This window comes from Micromonospora sp. NPDC052213 (assembly GCF_040679695.1).
Taxonomy (GTDB): Bacteria; Actinomycetota; Actinomycetes; order Mycobacteriales; family Micromonosporaceae; genus Micromonospora.
This window is the reverse complement of the sequence record NZ_JBFAVI010000059.1, coordinates 1-26,028: the sequence shown is the minus strand read 5'-3', so window position 1 is coordinate 26,028 and position 26,028 is coordinate 1. Positions and strand designations below refer to the sequence as shown.

Genomic DNA, 26,028 nt, shown 5'->3' with positions numbered 1-26,028 from the left:
GTCGGCTCCGTTCCCCGCCGTGGCCCGAGACCCGCGTCAGCCGGCGCTGGCCGGGCTGGCGGCCCGCTCGGCCTGCCCCGGCACCGGCTGGGCCGGCACCTCGCCCGGCGCGCGGCGCACGTCGATGACCTGACCGGTCAGCTCCGAGATCAGCACGTCCAGCGAGGCCTGGGCGACGGTCTCGGCGGCGAGCAGGGTGTGCTCCGGCTCCTCGCCGAACGCCTTCGTGCGCATGGGGGTCGCGGTGCGCTCGGGGTTGATGCAGTTGACCCGTACGCCGAACTCGGCCCACTCGTCGGAGAGCGCCTGGGTGAGGTTGACCAGGGCCGCCTTGGTGGAGGAGTAGAGGGCGTACTGGGCGCGACCCCGGGTGTAGGAGCTGGACGTGTAGAGCAGCAGCTGGCCCTTGGTCTGCTGGAGGTAGGGCAGCGACTGGCGGGCGGCGATGACCGGCCCGACGAAGTTGACCTGGAGCACCCGGTCCATGGTCTCCTCGTCCATCTCGACGAGGGCGCCCTTCTCCAGGATGCCGGCGGTGACCACCACGTGGTCGATCCGGCCGGTGGCCTCGAAGGCGGTCTTCAGCGCCGCCTCGACGTCCGCGGCGCGCTCCACGTGGGTGCCGGTGCTGGAGCGGCTGAACGGGAAGACCTGCGCGCCGTAGCGGCGGGCCAGCTCGGCCAGGTCGTGGCCGATGCCGTAGCTGCCGCCGAAGATGACGATGGTCCGGCCGGTCAGCTCCTCGGTGTAGCTGCGGTGGTCGGTGACCCGGGGGGCCTGCGCGGCGGCGAGCTGGAACAGCTTGTCCGCGAGGTGCACGTCGACCGGGTGGGTGACCTTGATGTTCTCGTCGGAGCCGTCGATGACCTTGATCGGCGTGCCCGGCAGGTAGCGCAGCACCACGCCGCAGTCGTCGGTGGCGGCGAAGTGGGGGTCGCCCTCGGCGATCCGGTACGCCTCGCGGATCGTGCCCGAGCGGAACGCCTGCGGGGTCTGGCCGCGGCGCAGCGACGAGCGCACCGGAATGTCGGTGATGCAGTCGTCCTCGTCGACCTGGATGATCGTGTCGGCCGACGGGATGGCCACGTCGACCGCGGAGTACGTCCAGAGCGCGTTCACGCACTCCCGGACGATCCGGCCGCTGACCAGGGGCCGCACCGCGTCGTGGAAGAGGATGTTGCAGTCGCCCTCGCCGACCGCGTCCAGTGCGATCCGGGTGGTGGCGTTACGCGTGTCGCCGCCCTCGATGACCTTGGTGACCTTGCGGAAGCCGGCCTTGTCGACGATCTGCTGGGCCTCGGCGACGTGGCCGGTGGCCATCAGCACGATGATCTCGTCGATCTCGGGGGCGGCCTCGAAGACCGCCAGGGTGTGCTCGATGATCGGCTTGCCGGCGATCTTCAGCAGCTGCTTCGGGATGCCGAGACCCAGCCGGGTCCCGGTGCCGCCGGCCAGCACCACCGCCACCGTCCGCGAGGGCCGCCATGGCGCCGGGGTCTCCGGTGCGGCGTCCGGGCCAGTGGTGTGGTCCTGCGTCATTGCCGAATCCTCACTCTCAGGGGTGCGTGAACAGACGGTTCCGCCCGCGCGGCGACCGGATGAACCTTAACGCGCCGACCGCGCCGCCCCAACGGGACGACGCGGTCCGACGGCATCTCCGTCGATGCCGTCCGGCGCGCTACTTGCCGTTGGCGAACGCCTCGTACGCCCGCAGGACCTCGTCGGTCGGGCCGTCCATGCGCAGGACGCCCGATTCCAGCCAGATCGTCCGCTCGCAGGTGTCCCTGATCGAGGAGAGCTGGTGGCTGACGAGGAACACCGTGCCGGCGCTCTCCCGCAGCTCCCGCACCCGCTGCTCGCTGCGCTTGCGGAAGCCCTTGTCGCCGGTGGCGAGCGCCTCGTCGATGAGCAGCACGTCGTGCTTCTTGGCCGCGGCGATGGAGAAGCGCAGCCGGGCCGCCATGCCGGAGGAGTAGGTGCGCATCGGCAGCGAGGCGAAGTCGCCCCGCTGGTTGATCCCGGAGAACTCGATGATCTCCGGGGTCTGCCGCTGCACCTCCGCCGGCGGCATCCCCATGGCCAGGCAGCCCAGCACCACGTTGCGCTCGCCGGAGAGGTCGTTGAGCAGGGCCGCGTTCACGCCGAGCAGCGAGGGCTGCCCCTGGGTGTAGACCGCGCCGCGGTTGACCGGCAGCAGGCCGGCGATCGCCCGCAGCATGGTCGACTTGCCCGAGCCGTTGCTGCCGATCAGCCCGATCGCCTCGCCCCGGTACGCGGTGAAGCTGACCCCCTTGACCGCGTGCACCTCCCGGATGTTCGGCGCCGAGGTGCGGCTGACCATCCGCTTGAGCGCGCCGACCGGGCCGCCGCCCCCGCCGCCGCCCTTGTGCACCCGGTAGATCACGTGCGCGTCGTCGACCACCACGGTCGGCACCCGGTCCTGGACCCGGGGCAGCGTCACCGTCACGTCGTTGGACGACTCGAACTGCTCAACCACGGCCGTACTCCTGTTCGCCGCGCCAGAAGTAGATGAAACCCCCGACGCCCATCACGATCGCCCAGCCCGCGGCGGCCAGCCAGAGCTGGAGCACGGAGGAGCTGAGCAGCGGCGCCTGCTCCAGCAGCGCGACGCGGGCCAGCTCGATGTAGACCAGCGCCGGGTTGAACTCGACCAGCCGGGAGGCCCAGCCGGGCAGCTCGTTCTCGAAGAGCGTCACGCTGTAGAGCACGCCGGAGCCGTACATCCAGGTGCGCAGGACGAAGGGCATGACCTGCTTGAGGTCGGCCAGCTTCGCGCCCATCCGGGCCACGGTCATGGTGAGCCCGGCGTTGAAGACCGCCTGGAGGATGATCGCCGGGACCAGCAGCAGCCAGGCGAAGGTGATCGGCTCGCCGGTCACCAGCACGATGGCGACGAGCACCACCATCGAACCGAGGAGCTGCTGGAACTGGGTGACCGTGACGGCCAGCGGCAGGCAGGCCCGGGGGAAGTGCAGCGCCCGGATCAGGCCCAGGTTGCCGGTGATCGACTGGGTGCCGTTCTGCACGGCGGTCTGGGTGAAGTTGAAGATGAACAGACCGGTGCAGAGGTAGGCGATGAAGTTCGGGATGCTGTCCTGCTTCAGCACCACGCCGAAGATCAGGTAGTAGACCGCCGCGTTGGTCAGCGGGGTGAGCACCTGCCACAGCTGCCCGAGCCGGGCGTTGCTGAACGACGCGACGAGCTTCGCGTTGGCGTACGCGGCGATGAAGTGCCGGTAGCGCCAGAGCCGCCGGGCGTAGTCGCCCAGGGGCGGCCGCTCGCCGGCGACCCGGAGCCCGTGGCGGGCGGCCAGCTGCGCCTGGGTGAGGCCGGAGTCGGGGTCGGCCAGCGCGGTGTTGGCCATGGGTTGGGCGCTCCGATCTTTCGTGACGACGGATGAGGCGCGACGATGGAACCAAGCGGGGAGCGCCGCCTCGCCGCTGCGTGGACAGTAGTCCGAAACACGTCGGGACGCAACCGTACCGTCGTTGCGCTACATTGTTCCTCGTGACAGCCGAGACGAGCTCCAGGTGACGACCGGGAAGAGGCGGGCGCCGGCCGGCGCGGCGGTGCTGCGGGACGACATCACCACGGCGATCCGCCGCGCGCTGATGCAGGAGCTCGCCGCGGTCGGCTACGGCCGGCTCTCCATCGAGGCGGTGGCCCGGCGGGCCGGGGTGAGCAAGACCGCGATCTACCGGCGCTGGAGCTCGAAGCTCGAACTCGTGCTGGAGATCGTCGCCGCGGCGGCCGCCGGCAAGCTGCCCGCGCTGGACACCGGCACCCTGCGCGGCGACCTCCAACTGCTCTTCCAGGTCGTGGCGCACGCGCTGCGGCACCCGCTGGCCTCGCAGATCATCCCCGACCTGCTCGCCGAGGCGGCCCGCAACCCGACCATCGACCAGACCCTCCAACAGCTGCTGCGGGCGCGGCAGCAGGAGATCGGCGGCCGGCTGATCGGCCGCGCCGTGCAGCGTGGCGAGCTGCCGCCCGACACCGACCCCGAGGCGGCCGTCGACCTGATCGTCGGCCCGCTCTACTGGCGGCTGGCGATCGCGCGGACCCCGCTCACCGACGCGTACCTGGACACGCTGGTCGAGGCGGTGGCCACCGGGCTCGGCGCCGGCGGCGGCGTGCCCCGGCCCCGCGCGGCGGCCACCGACACGCCCGCCTGACCGGCCGCCCCGGCGCGCGTCCTGGACTGGTGCCGCCCGCCCCGGGCGGGCTCCGGGAACTCGCCGCCCCGAACCCTGCGGGCCCGGAGGTCGCCGTCCGGCCCGGCGGGTGTCCTGGGCCGGCGCCGCCCGCCCCGGGCCCGTCGGGTCAGCGCGGCGCGTCGACCGGCAGCCGGGAGACGATGTGCCGGGCGATCTCCAGCGAGCTGGTCGCGGCGGGGGAGGGCGCGTTGAGCACGTGCACCTGCCGGTCCGCCTCGACGATGAGGAAGTCGTCCACCAGCCCGCCGTCGGGCAGGATCGCCTGGGCGCGGACGCCGGCGCCGGCCCGGACGATGTCCGCCGGGGTCAGCTCCGGCACCAGCCGGGCCAGGCTCGCCGCGAACCGCTTCTTCGACAGCGACCGGGCCACCTCGGTCAGCCCGTAGCGGTAGTGCCGGCGGCCCAGCGCCCACAGGCCCCGGTAGGTCAGCTCGTCCCAGATGTCGCGCGGGCTGATCCGGCCCCAGGAGTAGCCCTCGCGGGCGGTCGCCAGCACGGCGTTCGGGCCGGCGTGCACGCTGCCGTCGATCATCTTGGTCAGGTGCACCCCGAGGAACGGGAACTGCGGGTCCGGCACCGGGTAGATCAGCCCCCGCACCAGGCCCTGCCGCTGCGGCACCAACTCGTAGTACTCGCCCCGGAACGGCACGATCCGTACCGGCGTGGGCACCCCGGCCAGCCGGGAGATGCGGTCGGCGTGCAGACCGGCGCAGTTGACCAGGACGTCCGCGACGACCTCGCCCCTGGTGGTGCTGACCACCACGCCCTCGGGTCGGGTGGCCACGCCGGTGACCTCGGTCTCGGTGCGCAGCTCCGCCCCGCCCGCCGCGAGCAGCTCGGCGAGCTTGCGGCAGACCGCCCCGAAGTCGACGATGCCGGTCGAGGCGACGTGCAGCGCGGCGACGGCCGCGACGTGCGGCTCGTACTCGGCCGCCTCGGCGGCCTCGATCAGCCGCACCGGCAGGCCGTTGGCCGTGGCCCGCTCGTGCAGGGCGTGCAGCCGGGGCAGTTCCTCCGGGTCGGTGGCGACGATCAGCTTGCCGCAGATGTCGTACGCGAGCCCGTGCCGCTCGCAGAACTCGACCATCGACGCGCTGCCGGCCTTGCACATGGTGGCCTTCAGGCTGCCCGGCTTGTAGTAGACGCCGGCGTGGATGACGCCCGAGTTGTGCCCCGTCTGGTGGGCCGCCCAGCCGGCCTCCTTCTCCAGCACGGTGACCTGGTCCCCGGGCCGGTCGGTCATCAGCCGGTGTGCCACGGCGAGCCCGACGATGCCGCCACCCACCACCACGAACCTGGTCATCTCATCTCCCCTGCCGGCGCCGCGACCGATGGTAACCAAGCCGTCCCGCGTGCCCGACTCGCGGACGACCCGCCCGGTTGGCCTAGACTGCTCCGGGTCCATCACTCTGGGGGTCACATGTCTGAGGTCATCGCGCTCGGCCAGCCCACGGTCGGCGAGGCGGAGCTCGCGGCCATCGCCGAGGTCTTCGCCTCCGGCTGGCTCGCCGGCTCCGGGCCCACCTGCCGCCGCTTCGAGGAGCGCTTCGCCGCCACCGTCGGCACCCGGCACGCCCTCGCCACCAGCAACTGCGGCTCGGCGCTGCACCTGGCGCTGCTCACGCTCGGTGTCAAGCCGGGCGACGAGGTGATCGTCGGCGACTACACCTTCCCGGCCACCGGGCACTCGGTGATGTGGACCGGCGCCACGCCGGTCTTCGCCGACGTGCGGCCCGACACCTGGACGGTCGACCCGGCCGCGGTCGAGGCCGCGATCACCCCGCGCACCGTCGGCATCATCGCCGTCGACGCGTTCGGGCAGCCGGCCGACTACGACGAGCTGCGCGCCATCGCCGACAAGCACGGCCTGTTCCTGGTCGAGGACGCCGCCTGCTCCGCCGGCGCCACCTACAAGGGCCGGCCGGCCGGCAGCCTGGCCGACGTCGCCACCTTCAGCTTCCACGGCCGCAAGGGCATCACCGCCGGCGAGGGCGGGGCCTACGTCACCGACCGGGAGGACCTCGCCGCCCACGCCCGCAAGCTGCACACGTACGGGGTGGAGGGGGCGCTCACCCGCGCCGAGCTGTCGCACCTGCCGATCCCGGCCTTCACCGAGCTGGGCTACAACTACCGGCTCTCGGACATCTCCGCGGCGATCATGCTCGCCCAGCTCGACCGGCTGTCGGACCTGCTGGCCGCGAAGCGCCGCATCGCGGCCCGCTACGGCGAGCTGCTCAAGGACCACGAGCTGATCACCACCCCGTACGAGGCGCCCGACCGCGAGCACCCCTGGCAGTCGTACGTCGTCACGCTGGCGCCCTCCGTCGACCGGGGCGCGGTGGCGCTGGCGCTGCGGCAGCGCGGCGTGCAGTGCACCTTCGGCACGTACGCTTCGCACGTCCAGCCGCTCTACGGCCAGACCACGCCCTGCCCGGTCTCGGCGGACCTGTTCGCCCGGCACCTGGCCATCCCGATGCACGCCAACCTCACCGACGCCCAGGTCGAGACCGTCGCGGCCACGCTGGTGGACGTCGTCAACATCGCGGCCACCAGCCGCTGACTCCCCAAAGGAAGGACACGCTCCGCCATGTCGAAGCAGACCGTCTTCATCACCGGAGGCGCGGGTTTCATCGGCCTGCACGTGGTGCCGATGCTGTTGGAGAAGGGCTACAAGGTCCGCATCTTCGACAACATGTTCCGCGGTGACCGGGACCGCGTCGCGGAGCTGGTGGCCACCGGCGACGTCGAGCTGATCGACCAGGACGTCCGCTACGGCGGCGCCGTGCACGCGGCCATGAAGGGCTGCGACTACGTGATCCACCTGGCCGCGGTCTCGATCAACAAGAGCCAGGCCGACCCGTACGAGTCGATCGACATCAACATGGTCGGCAACCACAACGTGTTCGCCGCCGCCGCCGACCACGGCGTCAAGCGGCTGGTCTTCGCGTCGTCGGCCTCGGTCTACGGTGACCCGAAGAAGCTGCCGATGCACGAGGACGACCGGCTCGACCCGCTCACCCCGTACTGCATCTCCAAGCGGGCCGGCGAGGACCTGCTCGGCTTCTACCAGCGCAGCAAGGGCCTGAACTGGATCGCTCTGCGGTTCTTCAACGTCTACGGCCCGGGCCAGAAGCCGACCGCCTACTACACCTCGGTGATCAACCACTTCGTGAAGCGACTCAAGAACGGCGAGCCGCCGGTCATCGACGGCAAGGGCGAGCAGTCGATGGACTTCATCCACGTCCACGACATCGCCCGCTCGGTGGTCGCCGCGATGGAGGCCGAGCAGGGCAACGTGCCGGTCAACATCGGCACCGGCCTCGACACCTCGATCGCGAGCCTCGCCGAGATCCTGATCAAGGCTGTCGGCGTCGACGTGCAGCCGCAGTTCAACCCGCGCGAGGTGCTGGTCAGCCGGCGCGCCGCCGACATCACCCGGGCCCGCGAGGTGCTCGGCTGGGAGCCCACCATCGCCGTCGAGGACGGGATGACCGACCTCATCAAGACCGAGATCGTCTAGTCGCACGACGTTTAGCCGCGGGCCGCCCCGGACACGTACCTGGTGTCCCGGCGGTCCGCGACCCCTTTCAACCCACCACCGTCCCGACCGTCCCCCCGGACAGGAGTGAGCCGTGCGGATCGCCGTCGTGAACAACTTCTTCCCGCCGCGACCGGGCGGGAGTTCGCACCTGGCCGCGGCCCTCGCGGCCCGGTACGCGGCCGCCGGGCACGAGGTTCTCGTGCTGACCGCCGCCTACAAGGACACACCGGCCGAGGAGGAGCGCGACGGTTACCGCGTGGTGCGGTTGCCCGCCATGCCGATGCCGCAGCTCGGGCTGGCGATCGACTTCGACATGGCCTTCACACTGGCCCGTCCCGGCAACCTGCGCCGGGTGTCGCGGCTGCTCGACGAGTTCGCGCCGGACGTGATCCACCAGCACGGCCAGTTCTTCGACCTCAGCTGGCTCTCCGGCTGGTACGCCCGGCGCCGGCGGATCCCGGTGCTGCTGTCCATCCACACCCGGCTGGAGAGCCCGGACCCGAAGTACGCGGCGCTCTTCCGCATGCTGGACCGCTTCCTGGTCAAGCCGATCATCCGGCGGTTCCGGCCGCGCTACGTGATCATGGATGAGCTGGCTGCCACGTACTGCGAGCAACGCTACGGGGCCACCGACGTCGACTTCGAGTACATCCCCGTCGCGGTGGAACCGGGCCGGTTCGAGCAGCCGGCGACCATCGACGTGCGGGCCAGGCATGGCGTCGGTGATCAGCCGGTGATCGTCTCGCTGGGGCACGTCATCCCGCTGCGGGACCGGATGGCCCTGGTGGAGGCTCTGCCAACCGTGCTGGCGAAGCACCCGGACACCAAGGTGATGATCATCGGCCGGGTCTACTACGACGCCTTCGCCAAGCGCGCCGCCGAGCTGGGTGTCAGCGACGCCATCATCACCACCGGCGCGGTCCCCCCGGCCGAGGTGCCCTCGTACTTCGCCGCCGCGGACGTGGTGGCGCACGACCTCCAGGGTGGCGGCTTCGGCACGGCCAGCCTGGAGGCGATGGCCGCCGGCCGGGCCACCATCGGCACGGTCACGGAGACCAACTTCCCCGCCGTGCGGCTGCACAACTGGGAGAACTTCGTGCTGGCCCGCCCGAACGATCCGGCCGACCTGGCCGCGGCGATCGTCCGCCTGCTCGACGACCCGCAGGAGCGGGAGTGGATCGCCAAGCAGCAGCGCGACCTCGTCTACTCGCATTTCACGATGGACGTGGTGACCCGCCAGCACCTCTCGGCGTTCGAGCGGATGGTGCGGGTGAACCGGTGAGCATGTTCTCCGACGACGAGCGCAGCAACCGGCTGCGCACGGGCATCCTCAACGACTTCCTGGGCGGCTTCCTCAACGACGTCGAGCGGGCCCGCCATCTCGGGCTGCCCGAGAGCACCCGGATCCGCGAGCGCACGAAGATCATCAGCCCGGAGAACCTGGTCCTCGGCGAGCACTGCTGGATCGGCGAGAACACCGTGCTGGACGCCAGCGGTGGCCTGGAGATCGGCGAACACACCAGCATCGGCCTGAACTGCCTGGTGTTCACCCACTCGAGCTGGCTGGCGAACATGATGCTGGAGAACTACTCCGGCAGCGACCTGATCGAGCGCAAGCCGGTCCGGATCGGCAAGGGCTGCTTCATCGGCGGCAACAGCGTGATCATGATGGGCGTCACCATCGGCGACTTCGCCACTGTCAGCCCGCTCTCGGTGGTCAGCAAGGACGTTCCGCCGTACAGTCTGGTGTCCGGCAACCCGGCACGGGTCTTCCAGCGCTACGACCAGGACCACATCAAGGCCGAGGCCGAACGGGTGCGGGCACAGAACGCCGCCCGCCGGGCCGAGGCACAGGCGCGGGGGGAGACTCCGCAGTGGGGTTCGCCGCCCGGGCGTCGCGCCGACGACGTCCCCCAGTGACAACGAACAACGGAGAATCACGATCATGACTCTCAACGACCGGCTGCGTACGGTCTTCGTCGACGCCCTCGAGCTCCCGGAGGGCACCGACGTCGAGAACCTCAAGTACCGTGACATCGAGCAGTGGGACTCCCTCGGCCACATGACGCTCGTCGCCGCGATCGAGGACGAGTTCGACGTGCAGTTGGAGACCGACCAGGTCATCGACATGAGCAGCTTCAAGGTGGCGCTGGACATGCTGCGGGGTCTCGGCGTCGATGAGTGAGCTCGCCGGCCGGGTCGCGCTGGTGACCGGCGGCACCCGGGGAATCGGTCTGGCCACGGCCAGGGCGCTGGCCGACGCCGGCGCGACCGTCGTGCTCACCGGACGGGACGCGGCCCGCGCCGAAGAGGTCGCCAAGGAGTTCGGGGCCCACGGGGTCGGGCTGGACGTGGCCGACTTCGACGCCGTCGGCGCCGTGGTCAAGCAGGTCGCCGCCGAGCACGGCGGTCTCGACATGCTCGTCGCCAACGCCGGCATCATGGAGAGCGGCCTGCTCGGCATGGTCCGCGCCGACGACGTCCGGCGCACCCTCGACGTCAACGTGGCCGGTGCGGTCGCGGCGGTCCAGGCCGCGTCCCGGGCGATGGCCCGCCGCCGCAAGGCCGGCGACGGCACCGAGCGGCGTGGTGGCGCCATCGTGCTGCTGGCCAGCGTCGTGGGCACCAGCGGCGCCGCCGGCCAGTCGGTGTACGCCGCGTCGAAGGCCGCCGTCGCCGCGCTGGCGCGGTCGGCCGCCCGGGAACTTGGCAGCCGACACATCCGGGTCAACGCGGTCGCTCCGGGTGTCATCCGCACCGACCTGACCGCCGCCCTTCCGGCCGACGTGCTTCAGGCGCAGGCCGCCGCGGCGCCGCTCGGTCGGCTCGGCGAGCCCGCCGAGGTGGCCGATGTGATCCGGTTCCTGCTCAGCGACTCCGCCCGCTACGTCACCGGTCAGGTGCTCGGCGTCGACGGAGGGCTCGTCGTATGAGGCTCGTCGCCCCGTCGGCCCGACTGGTCGACGCCGCCACCGGCGCCATCCTCACCGGCACCGCGTTGACCGCCCGGGTGGATGAGGTCGCGGCAGCGTACGCCGAACTGCCGCCCGGCGTCGTCTTCGCCCGCAGTGGCCTCTCGACGGCCGCGGTGCTGCGCTTCGCCGGCGCGGTCGACGGCGGACGCCCGGTGGCGCTGCTCGACCCGGCGCTGGACCCGGCGGTGCTGGCGGACTTCGTCCGCCGGTTCGAGCCCGTCGCGGTGGTCGGCCTCGCCGAGGGCGGCACCGGCACGGCCCCCGGGGAACTGCCCAAGGACTACCGGCAGGTCGACCACCCGGTGCTCGGGCCGGCCTGGGTGCGCGAGAGGCCCCCGGCCGACCGGCCCCACCCCGACCTGGCCGTGCTGCTCGCCACCTCCGGCTCCACCGGGGATCCGAAGTTCGTCCGACTCTCCCGCGCGGCGTTGCTGGCCAACGCGACGGCGATCGGCTCCGCGCTGGCGATCGGCCCGACCGAGGTCGCCCCGACCAGCCTGCCGCTGTTCTACAGCTTCGGCATGTCGGTGCTGACCAGCCACCTGGCCGCCGGCGCCACCGTGCTCGTGGTCGACGGTGGCGTGCTGGCCCGGGAGTTCTGGCAGGCCGTACAGGAGTACGGCGCCACCTCGCTGGCCGGCGTGCCCTACAACTACGAGATGCTGCACCGCATCCGGTGGAGCCCGGCGAAGTATCCGTCGCTGCGCACGCTCACCCAGGCCGGCGGCAAGCTGCGCGACGAGATGATCGTCGCCTTCCACGAGAAGATCAGCGCGGTGGGCGGCCGGTTCCACGTGATGTGGGGGTGCACGGAGGCCGGGCCGAGGATGAGCACCCTGCCGGCCGACGCGCTGCCGGAGCGGGTCGGCTCCGTCGGCCCCGCGTTGGCCGGCGGCTCGTTCCGCGTGCTCGACGCCGAGGGCGCCGAGACCAGCCAATCCGGCGTGGTCGGTGAGCTCGTCTACCGCGGACCGAACGTGATGATGGGCTACGCCGAGAGCGCGGCGGACCTCAGCCGCGGGGACGACCAGGGCGGCGTGCTGCGCACCGGTGACCTCGGTCACCTCGACGAGGACGGATTCGTCTGGCTGCGTGGCCGACTCAAGCGGTTCGGCAAGGTCTTCGGCATCCGGGTCAACCTGCACGACATCGAGGAGATGGCCCGTGACCAGGGGCCTGTCGTCGCGGTCTCCGGTCCGGACAAGGTCGTGCTCTTCGTCGAGGGGATCGACGACGACGGCGCACGAGCGCTGGCCGGCCGGCTGTCGGAGCGGCTCAGGCTGCACCGGTCCGGCTTCGACGTCCGTACCATCGAGCGGTTGCCGCAGTTGCCCAACGGCAAGATCGATTACCGCTCCCTGGAGGCGCAGGTATGACCCTCTTCACCCTCGACCAGGCCGAACGGGAATCCCGCCTGCTGCACGAGCTGGTGGAGCTGACCGAGCACCACCGCGCCAACAGCCCGGAGTACGCCCGACTGCTCGCCTCGCTCGGGCACCTGCCCGGCCGCCGGTACGAGCGGGTCGCCGACCTGCCGTGGCTGCCGGTGCGGCTCTTCAAGCACCACGTACTCAAGAGCATCCCCGACGACGAGGTGTTCAAGGTGCTCACCTCGTCCGGTACGACCGGCGACGTCAGCCGCATCTACCTCGACAAGGACGCCGCCTCGGTGCAGCAGAAGATGCTCTCCGCGACGCTGAGTACCGTGATCGGCCCGCAGCGGCTGCCGATGCTGCTGGTCGACACCCGGGCCCTGTTCAAGAACCGGAAGTCGTTCTCCGCGCGCGGCGCCGGTGTGCTGGGCCTGATGAACTTCGGCCGGGACCACACCTTCGTGCTCGACGAAGAGGACCAGCCCGACCTGGCGGCCGTGCGTGCGTTCCTCGACAAGCACGGCGGGCAGCCCTTCCTGATCTTCGGCTTCACGTTCATGACCTGGCTCTACCTCTACGAGCTGGCCCGGGACCACGGGCTCGACCTGAGCAACGGCATCCTCATCCACAGCGGCGGCTGGAAGAAGCTGGTCGACCGGGCGGTCGACAACGCCGAGTTCCGCCGCCGCTTCACGGAGGACACCGGGCTCACCCGGATCCACAACTTCTACGGCATGGTGGAGCAGATCGGGCTGACCTTCCTGGAGGGCCCGGACGGCGGCGGTCTCTACTGCCCCGACTTCTCCGACATCATCATCCGCGACCCGCACACCTGGGAGGAGGTGCCGGTCGGTACTCCGGGCGTGGTCCAGGTGATCAGCACTCTGCCCCGGTCGTACCCCGGGCACCTGCTACTCACCGAGGACCGCGGCGTCGTGCACGGCGTCGACGATGGCGTCTGGCCGGGTAAGCGGTTTTCGATCCTCGGCCGGCTGCCCCGGGCCGAGGCGCGCGGCTGCAGCGACACCTTCGCGGAGGCGGCATGAGCAAGCTCATCGAGCGTTTCCCGGCCGGCGGCGCCATCGCCGTCGACGACCTGGTCGCCGCGCTGCGGGCCGACCCGGTCGACGGGCACCTCACGGTCGGCGACGAGCGGGTGGTCGAGTTCCTGGTGGCGTTCGCCCGCCGGCTGCTGCGGCCCGCCGTGGCCCGCCGGCACCCGGAACTCGCCTCGCTCGGCTTCTTCCTGCGGCGAGGCGAGATCACCAAGGCGCTCGCCCGGGTCGCGGACGAGCCGGCCCAGCTGCGCTTCCCACGCGGTCTGGTGTTCCACGTGCCGCCGGCCAACGTCGACACCATCTTCGTCTACTCGTGGGCGCTCGCGGCGCTCGCCGGTAACGCCAACGTCGTGCGCATCTCGTCCCGCTCCGCCGGGGCGGCGGACGCGGTGCTCGACGCGCTGAACGACACGCTCGCCGACGCCCACCCGGCAGTCCGGCAGACCCAGCGGATGGTCACGTACGGCCGGGACGACGCCGTCACCGCCGCCCTCTCCGCCGCTGCGGACCTGCGCGTCATCTGGGGCGGCGACCGGTCGGTGACGGAGATCCGCAGGCACGCGCTGGCGCCGCACGCCCGGGACGTGACCTTCCCGGACCGCTCGTCGTTCACCGTCATCAGCACGGCCGGCTGGCTGGGCGCCTCCGCGGCCGAGCGGGACGCCGCAGCACTGGGTCTCTACAACGACGCCTACTGGTTCGACCAGGCCGCGTGCGCCTCCCCCCGGGCCGTCTACTGGGTCGGCGACCCGGCCGGAACCGAGCAGGCCCGCGCCGACCTGCTCGGCCGGCTGCGTACCGTCTTGGAGGGCAAGCGCCCGGAGGTCGACGCCGCGATGGCGGTGGAGAAGCGGGTCGCCACCTACGGACTGGCGATCGAGGGAGCGGCGACGGGCATCCGGTTCGAAGGCAACGCGCTCGCCACCGTGGAGCTGGCCGCCCCCGCCGACATCCCCCGGCGTTGGCTCGGCGTGGGCACCTTCCCGCAGTCGCGGGTGGACGCGCTGGCCGACCTCGCCCCGGTGGTGGTGCGGCGCGATCAGACGGTCACCCACTTCGGCTTCACCGCGCAGGAGTTGACCTCCTTCGCCCGGGCACTCGGCGGCCGTGGCGTGGACCGGATCGTCCCGATCGGTGATGCGCTGAACTTCGCCGCAACCTGGGACGGCTACGACCTGATGCGGGAGTTCACCCGGATCACCAGCGTCGTCACCCGCTGATCCGGACGCGCACAGGGCCGGTCACGCGGTGGCGTGACCGGCCCTGTGCGCGTGGTGTCGCGCTCAGCCCGCGACGGACCCGTCCGCCCCGACCCGGGCGACCTCCGGCCCGCTGCCGCGCAGCTGCCGTAGACCGGAGAGGGCCGCGAGCCCGGCGGCGAGGACGTCCGCGATCGTGAAGATCAGCCGGGACGCCAGGGCGATGCCCATCGCCGCGCCCACGCCGCCGCTGTCGAGCAGGAACGGGGCCAGCGCGGCCACCAGCACGGCCTCGCGCACCCCGAGCCCGGAGGGGGAGAGGAAGGCGAACATGCCGACCGTCATCGCGATGGCGAACGAGCCGACCGAGCGCAGCAGCCCCTCGACGCCCGGCGCGGCCTGGGCGTTCGCCAGCAGCCAGAGGTGCACCCCGAACAGGCTGTAGCCCAGGGCGCTCCAGCCGATCACCCGCAGCACGCCCGGCCAGGTCAGCCGGTGCTCGAGCGGCGGGCGGCGGAGCAGCCGCAGGGCGATCTGGACGAGGGCGGTCAGCACCCGGGGGATCGCACAGATGAGCGCGATGGGGAAGAGGATCGCCACGATCCACAACGCCACCCGGACCGAATCCGCGTACGTCGAGTCGGCGCCGCCGGCGGCGCCGCTCAGCGCGGGCAGGCTCAGCAGGCCCAGGCCGAGCGCGGCCGTGACCCCCAGCCCGACGGTGACCAGCGAGGCGAGGAAGGCCCGGGCCCGCGGCAGGCCCGCGCGCTTGCCCAGCTCGATCTGGAGGACGTACGCCCAGACGCTGCCCGGGATGTACTTGCCGAGCTGACCGACCAGACAGATCCGCAGCGCGGCGGCGACGGACACCCGGTGTTCCAGGTCGTCCACCGCGGCCCGCCAGGCCATCGTGTTGGCGACCATGCCCAGCAGCGCGGCGAGTACCGAGAGCACGACGGACTGCCAGGCCAGCCCGAGCCACGTCGAGCGGACCTGTGGCCACTGGTCGACGACGCTCCAGGTCATTCCGGCCACGATGGCCGCGATGACCACCACCCGTACACCCAGCGACAGCCAACGGCGCATCCCTGCGGCCGGTGTGGGGGGTGCCGGATCCGAACCGGGGGTGCTGCTGACGCCTTCGCGGGTCGCCGTCTCTACCACGGGTTATCTGCCTCCGCGTCGGATTTCACCTTATGCAGGGGATGGGGTTGACAGAGCAAGGCACTACACTAGCCGAGGCTCCGCGCCCGCACGTACCCTGGCGCGCCCGAGCTGGACGGCCCTGGCGGCGGCCACTTTTCACCCGCGCGTCCGCCGCTGTTAACGTCTGCCCCGCTGCCACCGACCCCCGAGGAGAGACCCCTGTGATCCCCATTTCCGTCGTCAAGCTGGACGAGGCGGCCGAGCAACTGGCGGTCGAGGTGATCCGCTCCGGCATGCTGGCGCAGGGCCCCATGGTCGCGCGGCTGGAGCGCGAGTTCGCCGACGTGGTCGGGGTGGACCACGCGGTGGCCGTCAACAACGGCACGACTGCCCTGGTCGCGGCGCTCGAGGTGCTCGACCTGCAGCCCGGCGACGAGGTCGTCACCAGCCCCTTCACCTTCGTCGCCACGCTCAACGCGATCCTGGAGGCCGGTGCCACCGCCCGGTTCGCCGACATCCGCGAGGACGACTTCTGCCTCGACCCGGAGGCGCTCGCCGCCGCCGTGGGTCCGCGCACCAAGGTCCTCATGCCGGTGCACCTGTACGGTCAGCCGGCCGACATGGGGGCCATCGTCCCGCTGGCGCAGCGGCACGGCCTGGGCCTGGTGGAGGACACCGCCCAGTCGCTGGGGGCCACCATCGACGGGCGTGGCGCCGGCAGCTTCGGCCTCGGCACCTTCTCCCTCTACGCCACCAAGAACCTCACCACCGGTGAGGGCGGCATGATCACGACCAACGACGCCGCGCTCGCCGACCGGCTGCGGGTGCTGCGCAACCAGGGCATGCGCCAGCGCTACCAGTACGAGGTCGCCGGGCACAACTACCGGCTGACCGACCTTCAGGCCGCGCTCGGCATTCCGCAGCTGGCGAACTACGGCGAGAACGTCAAGCGGCGCAAGGACAACGCCGCCCGGCTCTCCGCCGGCCTGGCCGACGTGCCCGGCCTGCGGCTCCCCACCGAACTGCCGGGCCGTTCGCACGTCTGGCACCAGTACACGGTGCTCGTTACCGACGAGGCTCCGGTCTCCCGGGACGAGGTGATCGCCCGCCTCACCGAGCAGGGCGTCGGCTGCGGCATCTACTACCCGAAGACGGTCTACGACTACGACTGCTACCGGCAGCACCCGCGCGTCGTGGCCGACCCGGCGCCGGTCACCGACCGCGTGGTACGCCAGTGTGTCTCGCTGCCGGTGCACCACCACCTGACCGACGGCGACGTGGAGCGCGTGGTCGAGGCCGTCCGGAAGGCGGTCGGCGCGTGACCGCCGCGGTGCGCTTCGCGCTGGTCGGCACCGGCGCCATGGGGTCGCTGCACGCCCGGGTGATCTCCCAGTCGCCCCGCGCCCGGCTGGCGCTGGTGGTCGAGCCGCGGGAGACCGTGGGACGGGAGATCGCCGACCGGTACGGCGCCGCCTGGGCTCCGGACCTGACCGACCTCTCCAGCGTGGACGCGGTCGTCATCGCGGCGCCCACGGAGTTCCACCACGGGCTCGCCGAGCAGGTCCTCGCCGCGGAGAAGCCGCTGCTGATCGAGAAGCCGGTCTGCGGCAGCCTCAGCGAGACCGAGGACATCGTGGCCAACGCCGAGAAGCGGCGGCTGCCGCTGCTCTGCGGCCTGCTGGAGCGCTTCAACCCGGCCGTGCTCACCGCCCTGGCGCTGGTGCACAAGCCCGTGCACCTGACCGTCACCCGGCACTCGCCGTACGCGCCACGGATCAAGACCGGTGTCGCCTGGGATCTGCTCGTGCACGACGTCGACCTGGCGATTCAGGTGTTCGGCGGTCGTGAGCCGGCCGCGGTGCGCGGCTCGCTGGGGCACTTCCACCCGGATTCGCTGCCGGGCGCCGAGGACGTCGCCGAGGCGGTCCTGACCTTCGGCGACGGCGCGCTGGCCAACGTGTCGGCGAGCAGGATCGGGCAGCGCAAGGTCCGTACGCTCGTGATCAGCGAGGTGGACCGGCTGATCGAGGCGGACCTGATCCGCAAGGACGTGACGATCTACCGACACGTCTCGCTGGACGCTGCCACGCCCGACGGCCGCGGCTACCGGCAGCAGAGCATCATGGAGGTCCCGGAACTGGTCTCCAACCGCGAGCCGCTGGCCGCCCAACTGGACCACTTCCTCGACATCCTCGCCGGGCGGATCGACCTGGACGAGGAGCGGCAGCGGATCCTGCCGGCGCACCGCGCGGTCGCCGGCGTCATCGGGGACAGCTCCCGCTGAGTCCGGCACCGCCCGCCTGACGCGCCGAGGGGCGCCGCCGAGACCGGCGGCGCCCCTCGCGTTTCCCTCCACCCAGGACGGTCTCCACCCGTCGGCGGTCGACCCGGCGCGGTCAGCCGCCCTGGGCGCAGACCCGGCCCTTGTCGGTGACCTGGTAGATCTTGATCGAGCCGAACTGCTGGACGAGGCGCACCCGGTCGCTCGCGTCGAGCCGGGCCGGCGTGTAGTGCCGCGTCCACCCGCCCGGCATGGCCCGTCCGCCGCCGACCACCAGGTACTCGACACCGAAGCGTTCGACCTCGCAGCCGGCCGGCCTCGAGTCCTCGTTGTCGACGAGCCAGTTCCAGGCGTCCCAGCGCCGGTCGTAGTTGCCGACGTCGAAGCCGGGCAACGGCGGCAGGCCGAAGAGCACCGGCACGCCGTGGTCCACGTACGACCAGGTCATGAACTGGCGGTGCCGGTCGTAGGCGACCACCTTGTCCGGTGGGGTGTTCACCGCCAGCCAGCGGTAGGCGTCGGTGTAGGCGTCTCCCACGGGCGCCCGCTTCTTGAACTCGCCCCGGATCGGCTGCCAGCTCGACGGCAGGGCCGCGAGGGCGGCCAGGGCGACGACCACCACCGACGCGGCGACCGCGCCCGGCAGGGCCGAGTCGCGCAAGCCTCGGGCGCGGGCGACCAGCCTGGCGGCGAGCCACTGCAGGGCGAGACCCATCGCCACCGCGCCGACCACGGCGATGACGCCGTAGACCGGCAGGATCATCGAGCGCAGTCGCTCCCGCACGCCGTACCAGAGACCGGAGAGCAGCATCGCCCCGCCGGAGTCCGAGCTCGTCGTCCACACTCCGATGGCGGTGAACACGACTCCGGTGAGCAGCCACGGCCAGGCCCAGCGCAGCTGGCGGAAGAGCAGGCTGAGCGGAGACGCGAGCAGGCAGGTGATGGTGACGGCGAGAGCGATCCGGATCGAGGTGACGCTGAGCTGGTAATCGGCCCCGCCCGGCGGCGGGAAGCCGAAGAGCACGTACCGCTGCGGGTCGGTGACCCAGTATTCGAAGGACTCGGCCCACTTGCCGAGCAGCGCCGGCTCGTTCTGCGCGCGCTCGCCGTTGGCGCTGGTCAGCGCGCTCAGGAAGGGCGCGAGGGCGACGACGCCGCCGATCAGCGCGGCGACGGCGCCGGCGGCCGCGCTGGAAAGCGTCATCCGGTGCCGGATCAGCACCAGCACGCCCAGCGCGAAGACGACGACGACCAGGATGTCGTAGGTGTGCGACATGACCAGGCCGGCACCGGCGAGCCCGGCCAACAGGCCCAGCCGCACCGGGTGCGGGCCCCGCAGGGCGAGCGCGGACAGCAGCGCGATCGCCACCGCGATGCACGGCCCGGTCTGCTGGGTGATGCGGCCGGTGGAGACGGAGAGCCAGAGCGGCCCGAGGAAGGTCGGCGCGACGGCCGCGCAGGCCGCGACCACGGGACGGCCGCCGAGCAGGCGTACGGCGGCGTAGATGCCGGCGACCAGGGCGAGTGGCCCGACGAGGATGGACCAGGCGCTCATCGCCGTGCTGATCTGGCCGCCCGAGAGTTCGGCGGCCTGGGCCCAGGCGACATTGGTGTTCAGCGGGTAGAAGGAGCAGCCCTGCACGGGCTCGGTGGACCCGCTGCTGCACGCCGTGGCGATGGTCGCGCTGCCGGTGTCGAGAATCCGGCGGGTGAAGTACCCGTGGTTCATCGCGTCCCAGCCGGGAGGCGCGATGAGCCGGCCGAGGAGCAGCCAGCCGTACGCCACGGTCACCACCGAAGGCACCGCCAGGCCGACCACGTCCGCCCAGCCGGGACGGACCGGCCGGAGCCGGAACCGGGCCGCTACCGTCCGCCACCGCCCGCCGGCGCCGTCGGCCTGTGCCCGCGGGCCGTCGTCGACGGGGTCGGCGGGGTCGGCGGGCTGGGCCGGGCGGCCGACCGGGAGGCCGCGGGGGATCAACCGCGCGACGAGGACCACCAGGGCGGCCAGCACGATCTCGCCGACCAGCACGGCGGACGCGCTGTGCGGCAGGCCGAGCACCGGCAGCCAGCCCATGGACACGGTGGTCAGACCCAGGGTGAGCGCCGGGGCGGTCGCCCACACCACCCAGCGGTAGCGTCCCGGCGGGACGACGAATCCGAGAAGCGCCCCGGGCACGATGGCCACGGCGAAGGCGATGAGAGTGGTCAGCACGCGATTCCCTTCCGGCGGTCCGTCGACGCCGCGACGGCGGCAACAATATCGGAACCCGTGGGCGTCAACGGTCGCCCTCCTCCGGGCCCCCGCTGGCCGGGCCCGTCCGGCGGGCTCGCCGCCGGTGGGCCTGCGCCGACGCGGGTGCCGCGTCCGATGTGCGACCTGCGTACCGGGGTGCGCGGCGAGACGGGGTTTCGGCCCGTGGTCATTGATGGCGAGTGCCGGCCAGGTGACCGTATTGTGGCGTGATACCCGAGGAGATGGCCTTCGTCGCCTCGCGTTAAGGTCGCAGCTACCCCTCGCCTGCCGCGATGACAGACTGGTCCAGGGGAACGCCATGATTCGCCAAGGTGGGACGGCGTGCGGCACCGTTCCGCGCCCGGGACGACACCGCCGGCCGGCCCCGCCGGTCGTCGATCTCAGAGGGAGCGTGTTTGTTGTTCGCCACGTTGTTGGCACGTGTCGGCGTCGCAGCCCGCGGAGCGCTGCTGCTGCTGTGCTACCTGGTGATGCTCGCGGCAGGCGCTCTCGGCTGGGTGGGCCTTTTCGCCGTGGCCGGACTGGCCGCCGTGCTCGGCGATCTCGCACTGGGCCGTTGGTCCGCCCCCACCGAGAACCTGCTGGTCAAGGTCGGCCTCAACCGGCCCTACCGGCAGCTGGCCCGGGATCTTTCCGTGACCCTGCTCGTGGTCGCCAACGTGAACCTGTCGTCGGGGCAGCTCACCGTGTTGCTCCTGCTGCCCGCGGCGGTCTGGGTGATCGCGATCTTCGCCGGCGCCCTGACCGAGATGATCGACCGACGTAATCCGGCCTCCGCCCTGGTCCGCAACATCGAACTCGGCCCGCTGCGGTCGGCGCCCCGGCCGCCGGAGTGGGTGGGACGCGTCACCGGTGACCAGCTTGCCCTGGTGAACGTGGCGCTCGTGCCGGCGGCCGTGGCCGCCGTCGTCGCCGAGGACGTCGTGCCGGTGTTCGCCGTCGGGGCGTTCACGGTGGCGGCGGCCGCGCTGGTGGGCGGGATCGTCGCGCTGACCTGGCTGCGCGGGCGCGGGATGGGCCAGAGCCCGCTGCTGCCCGCGGTCCAGCGCTGGCTGGACAGCTACCGGCCAGAGGTGGCCCTCTACTTCGCGGGGCCGGCGAAGGACGTCTACCAGGCGAACATGTGGCTGGCCCCGACCGAGGCGCTCGACCAGCGCGGCGTGGTGCTGCTGCGCAGCAAGGAGGCGTTCCTCGAGCTGGCCGACACCCGGCTGCCGGTGATCTGCGTGCCGGCCGGCGTGGACTTCATGAACCTCGAACTGGGCAGCGTGCGGGCCGCGCTCTACGCCGCGAACGTCGGCGCGAACATCCACATGCTCCGCGAGCCCGGCATGAAGCACGTCTTCGTCGGGCACGGCGACAGCGACAAGCAGGCGAGCGTCAACCCGTACAGCAAGGTGTACGACGAGGTGTGGGTCGCCGGCCTCGCCGGGCGCGAGCGGTACGCCCGGGCCGGGGTGGGCGTGCTCGACTCCGACATCGTCGAGATCGGACGGCCGCAGCTCGCCGGGGTGCACACGTTCGGCGCGGAGTCGGTCGACCGGCCGTTCACGGTGCTCTACGCCCCGACCTGGGAGGGGTGGCTGGACGACGACCCGTACCACACCTCGCTGGTGCTGATGGGGGAGCGGATCGTCAAGGGCCTGCTGGCCACCGTGCCGGCGGTCCGGCTCATCTACAAGCCGCACCCGCTGACCGGCTCCCGCGCCAAGGAGGCGAAGGCGGTGCACGAGCGGATCGTGGAGCGGATCCGCGCGGCGGGCGGTGACCCGGACGCGACCTCCCTGGACGGCACGCGGCACCTCGTGGTCACCGGCCGGACGCCGGCGCTGTTCGACTGCTTCAACCAGACCGACCTGCTGATCAGCGACGTGTCCAGTGTGGTCTCGGACTTCGTCCAGAGCCAGCGGCCGTACGTGGTGGCGAACCCGGGCGGCCTGCCGGAGGACGAGTTCCGCCGGGAGTACCCGACGTCGCGGGCGGCGTACCTGCTCTCCCGGGACTGCGGCGAGCTGGAGAAGATCGTGTCCGTCACCCGGGCCGGCGACGACCCGATGACGGACGCCCGGCGGGAGCTGAAGACCTATCTGCTCGGCCCGGCCGAGGCGAACCCCATGGAGCGGTTCCGGGAGGAGATCTCGCGGCTCTGCCGCTGAGCACCGCGTACGCGCGACGGCGGTGGCCGGGAGCGCCCGTCCACCGCCGTTTCTCGTCGGAGGGTCAGCCCTGCCGCTGCGGCGGGGTGTCCACGTCCCGGGAGACGACCTCGCCCCGCTCGTCGACCCAGCCCTTCGGCCGCGCCGGGTTGCCCGCCACGAGCTGGTACGGCGCCACGTCCCTGGTCACCACGGAACCCGCCGCGATCATCGCGTACTCGCCGACCTCGATGCCGCAGACGAGGGTCGCGTTCGCGCCGATCGAGGCGCCCCGGCGGACCACCGTCGGGGTGATCTTCCAGTCCGGGTTCTGCGCGCGGGGCCGGAAGTCGTTGGTGAAGACGGCGCACGGCCCGACGAACACCTCGTCCTCCAGGGTCACACCCTGGTAGACGGAGACGTTGTTCTGGATCTTCACCAGGTCGCCGACCGTGACGCCGGCGTCGACGTACACGTTGCGGCCGATGACGCAGCCGGCGCCCACCTGGGCGGAGGACCGGATGTGGGCCAGGTGCCAGACCTTGGTGCCGTCGCCGACCCGGGCACCCTCCTCGACGTCGGCCGTCGGGTGGACGAAGACCGAGGGGGACGGGGAACTGCTGTCAGTCATCCTTCAACTCGCATGGGTCGCAGGGCGCGCCGGGCGCCGTCGGTGACCCGCGTGCGGCGTACGCCGGGAGGGGCGGCCGCCCGCGCGGGTCCGGGCTGCCGCGCCGGCCCCGGGCACGGAGAGTGAGGCCGGGGCGCGCGGACTCGGCGTAGCATATCGACCCCCTCAGCCCAGCAGCGCCGCCACGGCGTCGGCGACCGGCACGTCCGCCGGCAGGGCGTCGGCGGCCACCACCGCCGGCACCGGCAGCGGCCCGTAGAGGTGGGGGAAGAGCGCCCCGCCGCGCGACGGTTCCCAGCGCAGCGCGTCGCCCAGCCGGGCCGGGTCCACGGTGAGCAGGGTCAGCCCGGTGGCGCCGGTGAAGTGCCGGCGGGCCGTCTCGACCACCTGGTCGGGCCCGGAGAGGTGGATGAACCCGGACTGCGCGTCCGTGGCGGTGCCGGCGAAGTGGCCCCCGGCCAGGGCGTCGTCCCACTCGACGGTGGTCAGCAGCTTGTAGATCACCCCGGCAGCCTACGCAGAACCGGCCCGGTTCTCGGCGGTACCGCCCGCGCCGCCGCCGCTCTCGGTGGGGGTCTCCGGGGCTCCGACCCGGGCCCGCCGCCCGCTCCCGGAGGGGCCGGAGGGGTCCGGGCCGCCGTCCGCACGGCGGCCGACGCGGGGCCTACCCTCCCGCTCCTGGCCGACTTCTGCCACCATTCGGGGTCGACACGCCGACGAATGGGGGCCCCGGGTGCGCATCCTGCTGGTCGAGGACGACCGTCGGGTGGCCGCGGCGCTCTCCTCCGCCCTCACCCGCCGGGGGTACGAGGTCGAGCACGCGGCGACCGTCGCCGCCGCCCTCTCCGCCGCCCCCTGCGACCTGGTGCTGCTCGACCTGACCCTGCCCGACGGGGACGGCACCGACCTGTGCCGTGAGCTGCGCCGGCGCAGCAGCCAGCTCGGCATCATCGCGGTGACCGCCCGGGGCGAGGAGCGGGACCGGGTGCTCGGCCTGCGGCTGGGCGCGGACGACTACGTGGTCAAGCCCTTCTCCATGACCGAGCTCCAGGCGCGCATCGAGGCGGTGCTGCGCCGGGCGGCGCACACGGTGCCCGAGCGCAACCTGATCGAGGCCGGGCCCGTCCGCATCGACGTGGCCGCGCGGACGGTAGCCGTGGCCGGCCGGCCGGTGGCGCTGACCCGCAAGGAGTTCGACGTCCTGCTCTCCCTGGCCCGGCAGCCCGGGGTGGCGGTGCCCCGCGAGCGGATCCTGCTCGACGCCTGGGGCACCACCTGGGGCGACGGGCACACGGTCGAGGTGCACGTCGGCTCGCTGCGGGGCAAGCTGGGCGACCCCCGCCTGGTGGAGACCGTCCGTGGGGTCGGCTACCGGCTGCGCGGCGAGTGAGGCGGCGCCGTGCGACGTCGGCTGGTGATCAGCTACCTGCTGCTGATGGTGCTGGTGCTGATCGCGCTGGAGACCCCGCTGGCGGCCACCCTGGCCACCCGGGAGACCGACCGGGTGCGCGCCGACCGGCTCGCCGACGCCACCCGGTTCGCCTCGCTGGCCGGCCCGGCGCTGCGCGGCGGGACCCCCGGCCCGCTCGACAACGAGCTGCGCAGCTACGACGACCTGTACGGGATCGGCGCGGCGGTGGTCGACCGGGACCGCCGGACGGTGGCGGCCTCCGAGAGTTGGCGGCCGGCTGCGGGGACCCGCGAGGCGCTGGACACCGCGCTCTCGGGCCAGCAGGCCAGTGGGCCGGAGTCGGTCTGGCCGTGGGTCGACCGGCCGATCGTGGTGGCGGTGCCGATCAACGACGGCGGTGAGGTGCTCGGGGCGGTGGTCACCGCCACCCCGACCGACTCGGTCCGGCGCGCGGTCGCCGTCTGGTGGCTGGTGCTGGCCGGGACGGGGCTGCTCGCCGTCCTGGCCTGCGTGCTCACCGCGTTCGGGCTGGCCGGCTGGGTGCTGCGCCCGGTCACCGAGCTGGACGCGGTCACCCACGAGATCGCCGAGGGGGACCGCGGCGCCCGCGTGCAGCACCGGCTCGGCCCGCCGGAGCTGCGCCGGCTGGCGACCAGCTTCAACCACATGGCCGACGTCGTCTCCGACGTGATGGACCGGCAGCGCGCCTTCGTGGCGCACGCCAGCCACCAGCTGCGCAACCCGCTGACCGCGCTGCGCCTGCGGGTGGAGGAGCTGGGGCTGGGCCTGACCGACCCGGACGGCCAGGCCGAGCACCGGCTGGCCCTGGAGGAGACCGACCGGCTCGCCCTGGTGCTGGACGCGCTGCTCACCCTGGCCCGCGCCGAGCGGCGGGAGAACCAGCGGGTCACCGTCGACGCGGCGGCCGTGGCCGCGTCCCGGGTCGCCGCGTGGGAGCCGCTCGCCCGGCACCGGTCGGTCACCCTCCGGCTCGCGGCGGAGGACGCCCCGGCGTACGCGCGGACCGTGCCGACCGCCATCGATCAGGCCCTGGACGCGCTGATCGACAACGCCGTGAAGTTCAGCGGCGCCGGCGGGGCCGTGACGGTGACCGTGCGGCACCACGAGGGCGGGACGGCGCTGGAGGTCCGGGACACCGGCCCGGGCATGACGGAGAGCCAGCTCGGCCAGGCGACCGAGCGGTTCTGGCGGGCGCCGGAGGTGCAGAACGTCGACGGCGCCGGGCTGGGCCTCACCATCGTCGCCGTGCTGGTCGACGCCTCGGACGGGCGGCTCACCATGCGCCGGGGCGAGCCGCGCGGCCTGGTCGCCGGCCTCTGGTTCCCGGCCCCGACCCGGCCGGCGGACCCGGCGGAGCAGGCGGAGCCGGTCCCCGCCGGTGCTCCCGCGTCGCCCGTCGACGCGCCCGCCGCACCGGTGGCCGCCGGGCCGGGCACGCCGTGACCGGGTGACGCCCCGCCCGGGCACGCCGTGACCGGGTGGCGCCCCGCCCGGGCGACGTCGCCGCCGTCCGACCGCCGTCCTCCTGATCGCCCGTGACCGCCGCCGCCGGCAGCCGGCCGCCAGGGTCAGGGCTTGGCGGCGCGGTACCAGCCGGCGGCGCCGGGGTGCAGCGGCAGCGGGGAGGTGGCGATGGCCGAGCGCGGGCTCATCCGGCCGGCGGCCGGTTGAGCCGCGGCCCGCTCCTGCCGGCGGTCCATCAGCAGCCGGGTCCCCACCCCGACCAGCGCCACCGGCAGGTCGGCCCGGACGAACAGGTCG

Annotated in this window: 24 protein-coding genes; 15 read left to right on the top strand and 9 right to left on the bottom strand. The window is 72.7% G+C overall.

The window, feature by feature from the left end; translation table 11 throughout:
* Window positions 1-36 precede the first annotated feature (36 nt).
* The 3 genes from AB0L34_RS16610 to AB0L34_RS16600 all read right to left on the bottom strand — a co-directional run bounded on the left by AB0L34_RS16610 (window position 37) and on the right by AB0L34_RS16600 (window position 3,386).
* Window positions 37-1,539, bottom strand: a complete 1,503-nt coding sequence (locus tag AB0L34_RS16610) for a bifunctional cytidylyltransferase/SDR family oxidoreductase (RefSeq protein ID WP_363705330.1) — start codon at window positions 1,537-1,539, stop codon at window positions 37-39.
* Window positions 1,540-1,678: 139 nt separating this feature from the next.
* A complete protein-coding gene (locus AB0L34_RS16605) occupies window positions 1,679-2,497 on the bottom strand; it encodes an ABC transporter ATP-binding protein (protein WP_350706519.1) in 819 nt (272 codons plus the stop codon).
* Window positions 2,490-3,386, bottom strand: coding sequence for an ABC transporter permease (locus AB0L34_RS16600; RefSeq protein WP_357451786.1), 897 nt, complete (start codon window positions 3,384-3,386; stop codon window positions 2,490-2,492). The genes AB0L34_RS16605 and AB0L34_RS16600 overlap by 8 nt, the downstream gene beginning before the upstream one ends.
* 166 nt (window positions 3,387-3,552) lie before the next feature.
* Here AB0L34_RS16600 and AB0L34_RS16595 point away from each other — a divergent pair, with 166 nt between their 5' ends.
* On the top strand, window positions 3,553-4,197 hold the full coding sequence (locus AB0L34_RS16595) for a TetR/AcrR family transcriptional regulator (RefSeq protein ID WP_363705329.1): 645 nt from the start codon (window positions 3,553-3,555) through the stop codon (window positions 4,195-4,197).
* Between the two features lie 148 nt (window positions 4,198-4,345).
* On the opposite strand, the gene lhgO is transcribed toward AB0L34_RS16595, so the two are convergent.
* A complete protein-coding gene (gene lhgO / locus AB0L34_RS16590) occupies window positions 4,346-5,542 on the bottom strand; it encodes an L-2-hydroxyglutarate oxidase (RefSeq protein WP_350706515.1) in 1,197 nt (398 codons plus the stop codon).
* Window positions 5,543-5,659: 117 nt separating this feature from the next.
* Between lhgO and AB0L34_RS16585 the strand changes: the two genes are divergently transcribed.
* The 9 genes from AB0L34_RS16585 (at window position 5,660) to AB0L34_RS16545 (ending at window position 14,406) form a co-directional block, all read left to right on the top strand.
* Window positions 5,660-6,799, top strand: coding sequence for a DegT/DnrJ/EryC1/StrS family aminotransferase (locus AB0L34_RS16585; RefSeq protein WP_363705328.1), 1,140 nt, complete (start codon window positions 5,660-5,662; stop codon window positions 6,797-6,799).
* Between the two features lie 27 nt (window positions 6,800-6,826).
* Complete coding sequence (locus tag AB0L34_RS16580) at window positions 6,827-7,759, top strand: NAD-dependent epimerase/dehydratase family protein (protein WP_357451794.1); 933 nt, start codon at window positions 6,827-6,829, stop codon at window positions 7,757-7,759.
* 112 nt (window positions 7,760-7,871) lie between these two features.
* Window positions 7,872-9,062 carry a glycosyltransferase family 4 protein gene (locus tag AB0L34_RS16575; protein WP_357451796.1) on the top strand — a complete coding sequence of 397 codons (1,191 nt, stop codon included), beginning with the start codon at window positions 7,872-7,874 and terminating at the stop codon, window positions 9,060-9,062.
* A gap of 2 nt (window positions 9,063-9,064) precedes the next feature.
* Window positions 9,065-9,700 carry an acyltransferase gene (locus AB0L34_RS16570; protein ID WP_363705338.1) on the top strand — a complete coding sequence of 212 codons (636 nt, stop codon included), beginning with the start codon at window positions 9,065-9,067 and terminating at the stop codon, window positions 9,698-9,700.
* A gap of 25 nt (window positions 9,701-9,725) precedes the next feature.
* Complete coding sequence (locus AB0L34_RS16565; protein ID WP_357451799.1) at window positions 9,726-9,965, top strand: acyl carrier protein; 240 nt, start codon at window positions 9,726-9,728, stop codon at window positions 9,963-9,965.
* The gene (locus AB0L34_RS16560; protein WP_363705327.1) at window positions 9,958-10,713 is read left to right on the top strand and encodes an SDR family oxidoreductase; all 756 of its coding nucleotides are present in this window, start codon (window positions 9,958-9,960) and stop codon (window positions 10,711-10,713) included. The genes AB0L34_RS16565 and AB0L34_RS16560 overlap by 8 nt, the downstream gene beginning before the upstream one ends.
* Window positions 10,710-12,131, top strand: a complete 1,422-nt coding sequence (locus AB0L34_RS16555; protein WP_363705326.1) for an AMP-binding protein — start codon at window positions 10,710-10,712, stop codon at window positions 12,129-12,131. Before AB0L34_RS16560 ends, AB0L34_RS16555 begins: the two co-directional genes overlap by 4 nt.
* Window positions 12,128-13,174, top strand: coding sequence for an acyl-protein synthetase (locus tag AB0L34_RS16550; RefSeq protein WP_357451808.1), 1,047 nt, complete (start codon window positions 12,128-12,130; stop codon window positions 13,172-13,174). The genes AB0L34_RS16555 and AB0L34_RS16550 overlap by 4 nt, the downstream gene beginning before the upstream one ends.
* A complete protein-coding gene (locus tag AB0L34_RS16545; RefSeq protein ID WP_363705325.1) occupies window positions 13,171-14,406 on the top strand; it encodes an acyl-CoA reductase in 1,236 nt (411 codons plus the stop codon). The genes AB0L34_RS16550 and AB0L34_RS16545 overlap by 4 nt, the downstream gene beginning before the upstream one ends.
* A 63-nt stretch (window positions 14,407-14,469) precedes the next feature.
* On the opposite strand, the gene AB0L34_RS16540 is transcribed toward AB0L34_RS16545, so the two are convergent.
* Window positions 14,470-15,471: a lysylphosphatidylglycerol synthase domain-containing protein gene (locus tag AB0L34_RS16540; protein ID WP_363705324.1), complete on the bottom strand. Its 1,002-nt coding sequence runs from the start codon at window positions 15,469-15,471 to the stop codon at window positions 14,470-14,472.
* A 281-nt stretch (window positions 15,472-15,752) separates the two neighbouring features.
* Here AB0L34_RS16540 and AB0L34_RS16535 point away from each other — a divergent pair, with 281 nt between their 5' ends.
* Window positions 15,753-16,853, top strand: a complete 1,101-nt coding sequence (locus AB0L34_RS16535; RefSeq protein WP_363705323.1) for a DegT/DnrJ/EryC1/StrS family aminotransferase — start codon at window positions 15,753-15,755, stop codon at window positions 16,851-16,853.
* Window positions 16,850-17,815: a Gfo/Idh/MocA family oxidoreductase gene (locus tag AB0L34_RS16530; RefSeq protein ID WP_357451820.1), complete on the top strand. Its 966-nt coding sequence runs from the start codon at window positions 16,850-16,852 to the stop codon at window positions 17,813-17,815. Before AB0L34_RS16535 ends, AB0L34_RS16530 begins: the two co-directional genes overlap by 4 nt.
* Window positions 17,816-17,927: 112 nt before the next feature.
* Here AB0L34_RS16530 and AB0L34_RS16525 read toward each other — a convergent pair whose 3' ends face one another.
* Window positions 17,928-20,027 carry a DUF6541 family protein gene (locus tag AB0L34_RS16525; RefSeq protein ID WP_363705322.1) on the bottom strand — a complete coding sequence of 700 codons (2,100 nt, stop codon included), beginning with the start codon at window positions 20,025-20,027 and terminating at the stop codon, window positions 17,928-17,930.
* 440 nt (window positions 20,028-20,467) lie between these two features.
* Here AB0L34_RS16525 and AB0L34_RS16520 point away from each other — a divergent pair, with 440 nt between their 5' ends.
* A complete protein-coding gene (locus AB0L34_RS16520; RefSeq protein ID WP_363705321.1) occupies window positions 20,468-22,225 on the top strand; it encodes a CDP-glycerol glycerophosphotransferase family protein in 1,758 nt (585 codons plus the stop codon).
* Window positions 22,226-22,289: 64 nt separating this feature from the next.
* On the opposite strand, the gene AB0L34_RS16515 is transcribed toward AB0L34_RS16520, so the two are convergent.
* The gene (locus AB0L34_RS16515; RefSeq protein ID WP_357451829.1) at window positions 22,290-22,835 is read right to left on the bottom strand and encodes an acyltransferase; all 546 of its coding nucleotides are present in this window, start codon (window positions 22,833-22,835) and stop codon (window positions 22,290-22,292) included.
* Window positions 22,836-23,000: 165 nt separating this feature from the next.
* The gene (locus tag AB0L34_RS16510; RefSeq protein WP_363705320.1) at window positions 23,001-23,339 is read right to left on the bottom strand and encodes a DUF952 domain-containing protein; all 339 of its coding nucleotides are present in this window, start codon (window positions 23,337-23,339) and stop codon (window positions 23,001-23,003) included.
* Between the two features lie 229 nt (window positions 23,340-23,568).
* Between AB0L34_RS16510 and AB0L34_RS16505 the strand changes: the two genes are divergently transcribed.
* Complete coding sequence (locus AB0L34_RS16505) at window positions 23,569-24,225, top strand: response regulator transcription factor (RefSeq protein WP_350706496.1); 657 nt, start codon at window positions 23,569-23,571, stop codon at window positions 24,223-24,225.
* A gap of 9 nt (window positions 24,226-24,234) precedes the next feature.
* Window positions 24,235-25,710, top strand: coding sequence for a HAMP domain-containing sensor histidine kinase (locus AB0L34_RS16500; protein WP_363705319.1), 1,476 nt, complete (start codon window positions 24,235-24,237; stop codon window positions 25,708-25,710).
* Between the two features lie 125 nt (window positions 25,711-25,835).
* On the opposite strand, the gene AB0L34_RS16495 is transcribed toward AB0L34_RS16500, so the two are convergent.
* A partial coding sequence (locus tag AB0L34_RS16495) for a TAXI family TRAP transporter solute-binding subunit (protein WP_363705318.1) occupies window positions 25,836-26,028 on the bottom strand: 193 nt, incomplete at its 5' end.